The organism is Microbulbifer sp. ABF4_107, assembly GCF_056312215.1.
This window is the reverse complement of record NZ_CM149983.1, coordinates 223799-237192: the sequence shown is the minus strand read 5'-3', so window position 1 is coordinate 237192 and position 13394 is coordinate 223799. Positions and strand designations below refer to the sequence as shown.

The 13394-nt window shown below is 57.1% G+C and carries 6 protein-coding genes; all 6 read right to left on the bottom strand.

Features of this window, described 5'->3' with window-relative positions; all coding sequences use genetic code 11:
• Positions 1 to 41: 41 nt before the first annotated feature.
• Positions 42 to 1265: an elongation factor Tu gene (gene tuf / locus ACYX4K_RS00840; RefSeq protein WP_475090664.1), complete on the bottom strand. Its 1224-nt coding sequence runs from the start codon at positions 1263 to 1265 to the stop codon at positions 42 to 44.
• Positions 1266 to 1307: 42 nt separating this feature from the next.
• The gene (gene fusA / locus ACYX4K_RS00835) at positions 1308 to 3416 is read right to left on the bottom strand and encodes an elongation factor G (protein ID WP_475090665.1); all 2109 of its coding nucleotides are present in this window, start codon (positions 3414 to 3416) and stop codon (positions 1308 to 1310) included.
• A 112-nt stretch (positions 3417 to 3528) separates the two neighbouring features.
• Positions 3529 to 3999, bottom strand: a complete 471-nt coding sequence (gene rpsG, locus ACYX4K_RS00830; protein WP_010130334.1) for a 30S ribosomal protein S7 — start codon at positions 3997 to 3999, stop codon at positions 3529 to 3531.
• Between the two features lie 128 nt (positions 4000 to 4127).
• The gene (gene rpsL / locus ACYX4K_RS00825; protein ID WP_077406714.1) at positions 4128 to 4502 is read right to left on the bottom strand and encodes a 30S ribosomal protein S12; all 375 of its coding nucleotides are present in this window, start codon (positions 4500 to 4502) and stop codon (positions 4128 to 4130) included.
• 273 nt (positions 4503 to 4775) lie between these two features.
• A complete protein-coding gene (gene rpoC, locus ACYX4K_RS00820; RefSeq protein ID WP_476178745.1) occupies positions 4776 to 9005 on the bottom strand; it encodes a DNA-directed RNA polymerase subunit beta' in 4230 nt (1409 codons plus the stop codon).
• Positions 9006 to 9128: 123 nt separating this feature from the next.
• Positions 9129 to 13202, bottom strand: a complete 4074-nt coding sequence (gene rpoB, locus ACYX4K_RS00815) for a DNA-directed RNA polymerase subunit beta (protein WP_475090668.1) — start codon at positions 13200 to 13202, stop codon at positions 9129 to 9131.
• Between the last annotated feature and the right edge of the window lie 192 nt (positions 13203 to 13394).

Here is a 13394-nt window from a genome sequence, read left to right as displayed (position 1 = left end):
TCCACTGCGGCTTTTTTGATGCTTCAGATCAGGAGTAAAGATTACTCGATGATCTTGGCTACAACACCAGCACCAACGGTACGGCCACCTTCACGGATCGCGAAGCGCAGACCTTCTTCCATGGCGATCGGGCAGATCAGAGTCACAGACATCTGAATGTTGTCGCCCGGCATTACCATTTCGGTGCCTTCCGGCAGCTCAACCGCACCAGTTACGTCGGTGGTACGGAAGTAGAACTGCGGACGGTAGCCTTTGAAGAACGGGGTGTGACGGCCACCTTCGTCCTTGGACAGGATGTAAACCTCACCTTCGAACTTGGTGTGCGGGGTGATGGAGCCCGGCTTAGCCAGTACCTGACCACGCTCAACTTCGTCACGCTTGGTGCCACGCAGCAGGGCGCCGATGTTCTCACCCGCACGACCTTCGTCGAGCAGCTTGCGGAACATTTCAACACCGGTACAGGTGGTAGAAGTGGTTTCTTTGATACCAACGATCTGGATTTCGTCACCAGTGTTGATGATGCCACGCTCTACACGGCCAGTTACTACGGTACCGCGACCAGAGATGGAGAATACGTCTTCGATCGGCATCAGGAACGGCTGGTCTACAGCGCGCTCTGGCTCCGGGATGTACTCGTCCAGGGTTTCTACCAGCTTCTTAACAGCGCTGGTGCCCAGCTCGTTGTCGTCTTCGCCGTTCAGGGCCATCAGGGCAGAACCAGCGATGATCGGAGTGTCGTCACCTGGGAATTCGTATTGATCCAGCAGCTCGCGCAGCTCCATCTCTACCAGTTCCAGCATCTCTGCGTATTCTTCAGAGCCTACGCCGCCACAGTCTTCTGCCAGCAGGTCTGCTTTGTTCAGGAATACAACGATGTAAGGTACACCTACCTGACGAGACAGCAGGATGTGCTCACGGGTCTGCGGCATCGGGCCGTCAGTCGCGCCACATACCAGGATAGCGCCGTCCATCTGAGCAGCACCGGTGATCATGTTCTTAACGTAGTCGGCGTGTCCCGGGCAGTCTACGTGCGCGTAGTGGCGGGTCGGGGACTCGTATTCAACGTGAGAGGTCGCGATGGTGATACCGCGCTCACGCTCTTCCGGAGCGTTGTCGATACCGTCGAAGGCAACGGCAGCGCCGCCCCATACTTCGGCACATACGCGAGTCAGCGCAGCGGTCAGGGTGGTTTTACCGTGGTCAACGTGACCGATGGTGCCCACGTTTACGTGGGGCTTGGAACGTTCAAACTTTTCTTTTCCCATTTTCAGGATCCTCTAACTTAAAAGTTTTAAAGGGACTAAAGCTTAAGCTTTGTTCTTGGCAATAATTTCGTCAGCGACGTTTTTCGGCGCTTCCGCGTACTTCAGGAATTCCATGGTGTAGGTAGCACGGCCCTGGGTTGCAGAACGCAGGTCAGTGGCGTAACCGAACATTTCGGCCAGCGGCACTTCCGCGTTTACAACTTTACCGGAGGTGCTGTCTTCCATACCCTGGATCAGACCGCGACGACGGTTCAGGTCGCCAACAACGTCACCCATGTTTTCTTCCGGAGTAACCACTTCCACTTTCATCATCGGCTCGAGCAGTACCGCACCGCCAACTTGTGCCAGCTTCTTGGTTGCCATAGAACCGGCGATTTTGAACGCCATTTCGTTGGAGTCCACATCGTGGAAGGAGCCGTCGTACAGGGTAGCCTTCAGGCCCAGCAGCGGGTAGCCAGCCAGAACACCGTTCTGCATCTGCTCTTCGATACCTTTCTGTACCGCCGGGATGTATTCCTTCGGTACCACACCACCAACGATGGCGTTTTCGAATTCCAGACCTTCCTGGGACTCGTCTTCTGCCGGCTCGAATTTCACCCAAACGTGACCGTACTGACCGCGACCACCGGACTGACGAACGAACTTGCCTTCGATCTCAGAGGTGTTGCGGATAGTTTCACGATAGGCCACCTGCGGCTTACCGATGTTGGCTTCCACGTTGAATTCGCGACGCATACGGTCAACGATGATATCCAGGTGCAGCTCACCCATACCGGAGATGATGGTCTGGCCAGTCTCTTCGTCGGTCTTCACGCGGAAAGACGGGTCTTCCTGAGCCAGCTTGCCCAGAGCGATACCCATTTTTTCCTGGTCCGGCTTGGACTTCGGCTCAACCGCTACAGAGATTACCGGCTCCGGGAACTCCATACGCTCGAGAACGATCTTCGCATCTTCAGCACACAGGGTGTCACCAGTGGTCACATCTTTCAGGCCGATAGCCGCGGCGATGTCACCAGCCAGTACTTCTTTGATCTCTTTACGGTCGTTGGAGTGCATCTGCACCATACGGCCGACACGCTCTTTCTTCTCCTTCACGGAGTTGTATACCGCGGTGCCGCTTTCCAGCTTACCGGAGTACACACGGAAGAAAGTCAGGGTACCAACGAAGGGGTCGGTCGCAATTTTGAATGCCAGAGCAGCGAAAGGCGCGTCGTCGTTCGCTTCACGGGTCTCAACGGTCTCGGCCTTGTCCAGCAGAGTACCTTCGATCGCTTTCACCTGGTTCGGCGCCGGCAGGTATTCGATTACCGCGTCCAGCATGGCCTGCACGCCCTTGTTCTTGAACGCAGAGCCGCCCAGAACCGGTACGATTTCATTGGCCAGGGTACGCTGACGGATAGCTGCCTTGATTTCTTCTTCGGACAGCTCACCTTCTTCCAGGTACTTTTCCATCAGTTCGTCGGTCGCTTCCGCAGCCGCTTCGACCAGGAATTCGCGCATCTCTTCGCACTCGTCCTGCATGTCAGCCGGGATGTCGGCGTAGTCGAAAGTCATACCCATGTCTTCTTCGTTCCACAGGATGGCTTTCATTTTTACCAGGTCGACAACGCCCTTGAACTCATCTTCGGAGCCAATGGTCATCTGCAGCGGTACTGCAGTGGCGTTCAGACGGGTTTTCAGCTGGCCTACAACCTTGCGGAAGTCTGCACCGGCGCGGTCCATTTTGTTGACGAATACCATGCGCGGTACTTCGTACTTGTTGGCCTGGCGCCATACAGTTTCGGTCTGCGGCTGAACGCCGGAGGAACCACACAGTACAACCACGGCACCGTCGAGAACACGCAGGGAACGCTCTACTTCAATGGTGAAGTCAACGTGTCCGGGAGTGTCGATGATGTTTACGCGGTGCTGCGGAAACTGCTGCTGCATGCCAGCCCAGAAACAGGTGGTTGCGGCGGAGGTAATGGTGATACCGCGCTCTTGTTCCTGCTCCATCCAGTCCATGGTGGCTGCGCCTTCGTGCACCTCACCAATTTTGTGGGACAGACCGGTGTAGAACAGTACGCGCTCGGTAGTCGTGGTTTTACCGGCGTCTACGTGGGCGCAGATACCGATATTGCGATAGCGTTCGATAGGCGTTTTACGTGCCACAGTTGTATCCTCGATATAACGGCAAAAGGCAGCGCGGAGTTTTACCTTCCTTGCTGCCTTTCGGTTTTAATTTCCGATGGAAATAATCATCAGACTTAGAAGCGTCACTATCTTAGAAACGATAGTGGGAGAACGCTTTGTTGGCTTCCGCCATACGGTGCACGTCTTCACGCTTCTTGACCGCGCCGCCCTTGTTCTGGGAAGCATCGATCATTTCATTGGCCAGACGCTGGGCCATAGACTTCTCACCGCGCTTACGGGAGAAATCTACCAGCCAGCGCATTGCCAGCGCGGTACGACGTGCCGGACGCACTTCTACCGGTACCTGGTAGGTAGCACCACCAACACGACGGGACTTTACTTCCACCATCGGGGCGATGTTTTCCAGGGACTCTTCAAAAATTTCAATCGGATCTTTGTTCAGCTTTTCTGAAACCAGATCCAGTGCACCGTAAACGATGCTCTCTGCCACGGACTTCTTACCAGAGATCATGACATGGTTCATGAACTTGGCCAGGGTCACGTTCCCAAACTTGGGATCGGGCAGCACTTCGCGCTTGGCGACTACTCGTCTTCTTGGCATGGGATTGCCTCTCTTCAGGGTTACTCTGAGATGCCGCCGCACTAACTAACAAATAGTAAATACAACTCGGCGAGCTCAGCCTTACTCCGGTTATTCGTTAAACCGAAACGCAATGTTGTCTAGGGCAATTAAGCCTTAGGACGCTTGGCACCGTACTTGGAACGGCCCTGCTTGCGATCGTTTACGCCGGCACAGTCAAGTGCACCGCGTACAGTGTGATAGCGCACACCCGGCAAGTCTTTTACACGACCGCCGCGAATCAGTACCACGCTGTGCTCCTGCAGGTTGTGGCCTTCACCGCCGATGTACGAAGTTACTTCGAAACCGTTGGTCAGGCGCACACGACAAACTTTACGCAGTGCGGAGTTCGGCTTCTTCGGTGTAGTGGTATACACACGAGTACAAACTCCACGGCGCTGCGGGCAAGCTTGCAGTGCAGGCACGTCGCTTTTTTCAACTTTGCGTTTTCTCGGCTTACGAACCAACTGGTTGATCGTTGCCATTAAAAATCACTCCAAAAATAAAACGCCCCCACCATGAACAGCAGTGAGGGCCTATCGTCAGTGCGCGATATGCCGCCGAACCGAAGGTCGCCCTTCACGTTCAACAAACAATCGCACCCCATTAGCGGGGGCCGCATTCTATAAACGTGGCCACCCCGAGTCAACCACCTGCCGAAGTAAACACTCACATCGGCAGGCGACTGCGATCCGGAACAGACCGGTCAGCTGCTGAAACAGCGAACCAACCGGTCAGACTACTCCGTTCTGTAGACCTTATTCCCCGGAAGATTTCAGGGCTTCGGTCAGCGCGGCTTCCACCTCTTCTGCAGAAGGACCTTCGGCAAAGCCGGTGGTCAACTGCTGGGTGCGGCGGCGCTTGCGCTCGGTGTGGTAGGCAAGACCGGTACCGGCCGGGATCAGACGCCCAACTACCACGTTTTCTTTCAGGCCGCGCAGACTGTCTTCCTTGCCGGTAACTGCCGCTTCGGTCAGTACGCGGGTGGTCTCCTGGAAGGAGGCCGCAGACAGGAAGGACTCGGTGGCCAGGGACGCTTTGGTGATACCCAGCAGCAGACGCTCGAACTGAGCCGGCTGCTTGCCTTCGGCACGCAGACGCTCGTTCTCTTCCACCACGCGCTGGTATTCCACCTGGTCGCCCTTGATGAACTCGGAGTCGCCCATCTCGAGGATTTCAACTTTACGCAGCATCTGACGCACGATGGTCTCGATGTGCTTATCGTTGATGCCTACACCCTGGAGGCGGTAAACCTCCTGGATCTCGTTAGTGATGTAGCGCGCCAGCTCTTCCACGCCCTTCAAGCGCAGAATGTCGTGCGGGTTGGACGGGCCATCGGAGATAACCTCGCCCTTCTCTACGGTTTCACCTTCGAACACGGTCAGCTGACGGTGCTTCGGAATCAGTACTTCGTAGTGATCCTTGCCGTTGGCCAGCGGCTTGCCGTCTTTCGGGGTGATCTGCAGACGTACCTTGCCTTTGGTCTCTTTACCGAAGGAAACAGTACCGGAGATCTCCGCCAGGATGGACGGCTCTTTCGGCTTACGGGCTTCGAACAGGTCGGCAACTCGCGGCAGACCACCGGTGATGTCCTTGGTACCGCCAGATTCCTGCGGGATACGTGCAACGATATCGCCCACGTTTACCTTGTCGCTGTCCTTCAGGCTCAAAATCGCCCGCGGCGGCAGCGCGTAGTGCGCCGGCGCGTTGGAGTTGGCCAGGGTCAGCTCTTCACCATTTTCATCAACCAGCGTCACCGCCGGACGCAGGTCTTTACCCGCTGCCGGACGCTCTGCCGGGTCAATCACTTCGATTGAAGACAAACCGGTGATTTCGTCGGTCTGCTTGCGAATGGACAGGCCATCTTCCATACCGGACAGTTTCACCCAACCGGCAACCTCGGTGATGATCGGGTGGGTGTGCGGATCCCACTTGGCCACGATCTGGCCACCATCAATGCTGGAGCCTTCGTCAACGGTGATTACAGCACCGTACGGCAGCTTGTAACGCTCGCGCTCGCGACCAGCGGGATCTGCCACGGCCAGCTCACCGGAACGGGAAACCGCCACCAGGTTGCCACCTTCGGTTTTCACAGTCTTCAGATTGTGCAGACGCACGGTGCCTGGCTGCTTGACCTGAATACTGTCCGCCGCAGAGGCACGGCTCGCCGCACCACCGATGTGGAAGGTACGCATGGTCAGCTGGGTGCCCGGCTCACCGATGGACTGGGCCGCCACAACACCCACGGACTCACCTGGGTTGGCGCGGTGACCACGGGCCAGATCACGACCGTAACACTGGGCACAGATGCCGTGTGCGGTCTCACAGGTAATCGCGGAGCGCACGATTACTTCGTCGATCCCCATACCTTCGATACGCTCAACCCAGGCTTCGTCGATCATGGTGCCAGCCGGAACCGCGATTTCTTCACTGCCAGGCTTGATCACATCACGCGCAACCACACGACCGAGGATACGGTCACCCAGGGATTCGATGACGTCACCGCCTTCGATCACCGGTGCCATGGTCAGACCATCGTCGGTACCACAATCGATTTCGGTGATTACCACGTCCTGGGCCACGTTTACCAGACGACGGGTCAGGTAACCGGAGTTCGCGGTTTTCAGTGCGGTATCCGCCAGACCTTTACGCGCACCGTGGGTCGAGATGAAGTACTGCAGTACGCTCAGACCTTCGCGGAAGTTCGCGGTAATGGCGTTCTCGATAATGGAACCGTCCGGACGCGCCATCAGACCACGCATACCGGCGAGCTGACGAATCTGCGCCTCACTACCCCGTGCGCCAGAGTCGGCGTACATGTATACGGAGTTGAAGGAATCCTGCTCGGTCTCATTACCTTCGCGATCGATGACTGGCTCTTTCTTGATACCGGCCATCATCGCCTGGGTCACCTTGTCGTTGGTACGGGACCAAACGTCGATGACCTTGTTGTATTTCTCGCCCGCGGTTACCAGACCGGACGCGAACTGGGTTTCGATCTCTTTCACTTCCTCTTCCGCAGAAGCGATCAGGTCGGCCTTGGCCGCCGGGATCTCGAAGTCGTTCACACCGATGGAGGAACCGGACTTGGTGGAGAAATCGAAACCGGTGTACATCAGCTGGTCAGCAAAGATGACGGTCGCCTTCAGGCCCACGTTGCGGTAGCACTCGTTCAGAACGCGGGAGATCGCCTTCTTCTTCATCGGCTGGTTCACGTGTTCGAAGGGCAGCCCTTCCGGCACGATGTTCCACAGCAGTGCGCGACCAACGGTTGTGTCGTACACAGTGCGGGTAACCTGCTTCTCGCCGTCTTCACCGATGGAAGTCTCGTCGATACGCACCTTGATCTTCGCCTGCAGGCCAACCTGCTTGGCGTAGAAGGCGCGACTCACTTCCTTGATATCGGAGAAGAACATGCCTTCGCCTTTATCGTTCACACGCTCACGGGTCATCCAGTACAGACCCAGTACCACGTCCTGAGACGGTACGATAATCGGCTCACCGTTGGCGGGCGACAGGATGTTGTTGGTGGACATCATCAGCGCGCGGGATTCCAGCTGCGCTTCGATGGTCAGCGGTACGTGTACCGCCATCTGGTCACCGTCGAAGTCGGCGTTGTACGCCGCACACACCAGCGGGTGCAGCTGGATCGCTTTACCTTCAATCAGTACCGGTTCGAACGCCTGGATACCCAGACGGTGCAGGGTCGGTGCACGGTTCAGCAGTACCGGGTGCTCGCGAATCACTTCGTCGAGGATGTCCCATACCACCGCCTCTTCGCGCTCGACCATTTTCTTGGCCGCCTTGATGGTGGTGGCCAGGCCGCGGGCTTCCAGCTTGCCGAAAATGAACGGCTTGAACAGCTCGAGGGCCATTTTCTTCGGCAGACCACACTGGTGCAGACGCAGGGTCGGACCAACCACGATCACGGAACGACCGGAGTAGTCCACACGCTTACCCAGCAGGTTCTGACGGAAACGACCCTGCTTACCCTTGATCATGTCGGCCAGGGATTTCAGCGGGCGCTTGTTGGAACCGGTGATGGCGCGACCGCGACGGCCGTTATCCAGCAGTGCGTCCACAGACTCCTGCAGCATGCGCTTTTCGTTGCGCACGATGATGTCCGGCGCGTTCAGCTCGAGCAGGCGCTTCAGACGGTTGTTACGGTTGATCACGCGACGGTACAGGTCGTTCAGGTCGGAGGTCGCGAAGCGGCCACCGTCTAGGGGTACCAGCGGGCGCAGATCCGGCGGCAGTACCGGCAGTGCCTGCATGATCATCCACTCCGGCTTGTTGCCGGACTTGTAGAAGGCTTCCAGCAGCTTCAGGCGCTTGGACAGCTTCTTGATCTTGGTTTCGGAGTTGGTCGCCGGGATCTCTTCGCGCAGACGCTGGATCTCGGACGGCAGCTCGATGTCATTCATCAGCTCCTGGATGGCTTCTGCACCCATTTTCGCTTCGAACTCATCGGCGAACTCTTCCATCGCCTCGAAGTACTGCTCGTCGTTCAGCAGCTGGCCGCGCTCCAGGGTAGTCATACCCGGGTCGGTCACCACGTAGGATTCGAAGTACAGCACGCGCTCGATATCACGCAGGGTCATATCCAGCAGCAGGCCGATACGGGACGGCAGGGATTTCAGGAACCAGATGTGCGCAACCGGGCTCGCCAGTTCGATGTGGCCCATGCGCTCACGGCGCACTTTCGCCTTGGTGACTTCAACGCCGCACTTTTCACAGATGATGCCGCGGTGCTTCATGCGCTTGTACTTACCGCACAGGCACTCGTAGTCCTTTACCGGGCCAAAAATCTTGGCACAGAACAGGCCTTCGCGCTCCGGCTTGAAGGTACGGTAGTTGATGGTCTCCGGCTTTTTCACTTCGCCGTAGGACCAGGAGCGAATCATGTCCGGCGAAGCCAGACCGATACGGATAGCGTCAAATTCTTCGAGCTGATCCTGGGCTTTCACCAGGTTTAACAAATCTTTCAAGGCCTTTCCTCCACTAGGGGGTAGTCATTCCGGCCAACTGCCTCTGGGGCCGGAAGTGCCGGTGGTGGTGATTCCCGATCGCCGCCACCGGCCTCTGTCTACTAAATCCGATTAATACCAGTGTTACTCGTTTTCCAGCTCGAAGTTCATACCCAGCGAGCGGATTTCCTTGACCAGTACGTTGAAGGATTCGGGCATGCCCGGCTCCATGCGGTGGTCGCCATCCACGATGTTTTTGTACATCTTGGTACGACCTTCCACGTCATCGGATTTGACCGTGAGCATTTCCTGCAGGGTGTAAGCGGCACCGTAAGCTTCCAGTGCCCACACCTCCATCTCACCGAAGCGCTGACCACCGAACTGCGCCTTACCACCCAGCGGCTGCTGGGTAACCAGGCTGTAGGAACCAGTAGAACGCGCGTGCATCTTGTCGTCTACCAGGTGGTTCAGCTTCAGCATGTACATGTAGCCCACGGTTACCGGACGCTCGAAAGAGTCACCGGTACGGCCGTCGTACAGCGTGATCTGGCCGGAATCCGGGATGTCCGCCAGACGCAGCAGCTTCTTGATTTCAGGCTCAGCGGCACCGTCGAATACCGGAGTCGCCATGGGTACACCGCGACGCAGGTTTTCGGACATGGCCAGAACTTCTTCATCAGACAGCTCGTTCAGATCTTCGAAACGACCGCCGGTGGAGTTGTAGACCTCTTCCAGGAATCCGCGAATCTTCGCCGCTTCCTGCTTCTCCTTGACCATGCGATCGATCTTCACACCGAGACCTTTCGCCGCCATACCCAGGTGCATTTCCAGAACCTGACCAACGTTCATACGAGACGGTACACCCAGCGGGTTCAGAACCACGTCGACCGGCTCGCCGTTTTCGTCGTACGGCATGTCTTCGACAGGCTTGATCACGGAGATAACACCTTTGTTACCGTGACGGCCGGCCATCTTGTCACCAGGCTGGATGCGACGCTTGATCGCCAGGTAAACCTTGACGATTTTCAGCACGCCCGGCGCCAGGTCGTCGCCGGATTCCAGTTTTTTCTTCTTGTCTTCAAACTGCTCGTCGAGCAGCTTGCGACGCTCTTTCAGCTGGGCTTCGGCTTTTTCCAGCTGCTCGTTCAGGCTGTCTTCGCTCATGCGCAGCTTGAACCAGTCTTCGCGCGGCAGGCCGGCGAGGATTTCAGCGTTCAGTACGTCGCCTTTCTTGACGCCCTTACCACCGGCAACGGATTGTCCGTCCAGTGCAGCCGCCAGACGCTCGAAGGTTGCACCTTCAACGATGCGGTACTCTTCGTTCAGGTCCTTGCGCACTTCGTCCAGCTGGGCCTTCTCGATGGCGAGAGAGCGCTGGTCTTTCTGCAGACCGTCGCGGGTGAAGACCTGTACGTCGATCACGGTACCGCGGGTGCCGGAAGGCGCACGCAGGGAAGTGTCTTTAACGTCAGAGGCCTTCTCACCGAAGATCGCACGCAGCAGTTTTTCTTCCGGCGTCAGCTGGGCTTCGCCTTTCGGAGTCACCTTACCAACCAGGATGTCGCCAGCGCCCACTTCTGCACCGATGTACACGATGCCGGACTCGTCCAGCTTGTTCAGCGCAGATTCGCCCACGTTGGGGATATCCGCGGTGATTTCTTCACTGCCCAGTTTGGTGTCACGGGCAATACAGGTCAGTTCCTGAATGTGGATGGTGGTGAAGCGGTCTTCCTGAACCACACGCTCGGATACGAGGATGGAGTCCTCGAAGTTGTAGCCGTTCCACGGCATGAACGCGATGCGCATGTTCTGACCCAGAGCCAGCTCACCCAGGTCAACGGACGGGCCGTCGGCCAGAATGTCACCGCGGGCAACCACGTCGCCGGTCTTCACGATCGGGCGCTGGTTGATACAGGTGTTCTGGTTGGAACGGGTGTACTTGGTGAGACCGTACAGATCCACACCCGCATCACCGGCTTCCACTTCTTCGTCGCGTACGCGTACAACCACACGGCTGGCGTCAACACGCTCGATCACACCGCCACGCTTGGCCACGATACAGACACCGGAGTCGCGCGCTACGGTGCGCTCCATGCCAGTACCTACCAGCGGCTTTTCAGCGCGCAGGGTCGGAACCGCCTGACGCTGCATGTTCGATCCCATCAATGCGCGGTTGGCGTCATCGTGTTCCAGGAACGGAATCATTGCCGCAGCAACAGACACTACCTGACGGGCGGACACGTCCATGTACTGGATTTCGTCCGGGGTCTTCAGGGTAAATTCGTACTGGTGACGCACGCTCACCAGGTCATCGGTAAAGCGACCGTTTTCGTCGACCGCTGCAGAAGCCTGTGCAACCACGTAGTTGGCTTCGTTAATGGCAGACAGGTATTCGATCTGGTCGGTTACCTGGCCGTCGACAACCTTGCGGTACGGGCTTTCCAGGAAGCCGTAGTGGTTGGCGCGGGCATAGGTCGCCAGGGAGTTGATCAGACCAATGTTCGGACCTTCCGGCGTTTCGATCGGACATACGCGGCCGTAGTGGGTCGGGTGCACGTCTCGCACCTCGAAGCCCGCGCGCTCGCGGGTCAGACCACCCGGACCAAGCGCGGATACACGACGCTTGTGGGTAACTTCCGACAGCGGGTTGTTCTGGTCCATAAACTGGGACAACTGGGAGGAACCGAAGAATTCCTTCACCGCAGCGGCCACCGGCTTGGCATTGATCAGGTCCTGCGGCATCAGTCCTTCGGACTCCGCCATGGACAGACGCTCTTTTACCGCGCGCTCTACACGTACCAGACCCACGCGGAACTGGTTCTCGGCCATCTCGCCCACGGAGCGCACACGACGGTTACCCAGGTGATCGATATCGTCCACCATGCCGCGGCCGTTGCGGATCTCGATCAGGGTTTTCAGAACATCGACGATGTCGTCTTTGCTCAGGGTACCCTGGCCAGTCTCGTCTTCGCGGTTCAGGCGGCGGTTGAACTTCATGCGGCCAACTGCAGACAGGTCATAGCGCTCGTCGGAGAAGAACAGGTTCTCGAACAGAGACTCAGCAGACTCTTTGGTAGGCGGCTCGCCCGGGCGCATCATGCGGTAGATTTCTACCAGCGCTTCCAGCTCGGTGCGGGAAGGATCGGCACGCAGGGTATCGGAGATGAACGGACCACAGTCCAGGTCATTGGTGTACAGCGTCTCGATATTCTTGACGTTGAGGACGCGCAGCTTAGTGATCACTTCTTCGGTGATCTCCGCGTTCGCCTCTACAACCACTTCACCGGTGGAGTCATCGATCACATCGTGTGCAAGTACGCGGCCGTACAAGTAAGAGATCGGCGCCTCCAGCTTCTCCACACCGGCTTTTTCCAGCTGGCGAATATGGCGCGGGGTAACACGACGGCCTTCCTCTACGATCACCTTGCCCTTGCCGTCCTTAATATCAAAGGAGGCAACGTCACCGCGCAGGCGGGACGGGATAAGGTCGAGGCTGACGGTTTCGTCTTCCAGGGTGAACTTGCTGGTTTCGAAGAACATTTCCAGCATTTCCTGGGAGCTGTACCCCAGGGCGCGCAGCAGAATGGTGGCCGGCAGCTTACGACGACGGTCGATACGTACGTAGACCAGGTCTTTCGGATCGAATTCGAAATCCAGCCAGGAACCACGGTAAGGAATTACTCGCGCGGCGTACAACAGTTTACCGGAGGAGTGGGTCTTGCCTTTGTCGTGATCGAAGAATACACCCGGGGAGCGGTGCAGCTGGGACACGATTACGCGCTCGGTACCGTTAATAACGAAGGTACCGTTTTCAGTCATGAGCGGAATTTCGCCCATGTACACTTCTTGTTCCTTGATGTCCTTGATGGACTTATTCGCGGATTCCTTATCGTAAATAATCAGGCGAACACGTACACGCAGCGGGCAGGCGTAGGTCACGCCGCGCAGGGTACATTCCTTGACATCAAAGGCAGGTTTGCCGAGTGTGTAGCTCACATACTCCAGAGCAGCGTTGCCAGAGTAGCTGACAATCGGAAATACAGACTTGAACGCAGCCTGCAGGCCGATATCCAGGCGCTCATCCGGGCGCGTGTCGGCCTGAGTAAATTTGCGATACGAGTCCAGCTGTATCGCAAGCAGGAAAGGCACGTCCATGACCTTAGGCAGTTTGCCAAAATCCTTGCGGATACGTTTTTTCTCAGTGTATGAGTAAGCCATTCATATTCCCCAGCTTGATCGGTGACAAGACTTCATCAGAACTGCGGTCAGATTTCTGACGATACGCAGTCCATCCGGGCGAGAAGTCTCTGCACAATGCAGCAGCCGTTGCACTATGCTTTCAAAACAGGCGCTCAAAAAACAAGCTGCCCTGTGCACAAACCTCTCGAAATTCCGTTGCGAAATGGCGGA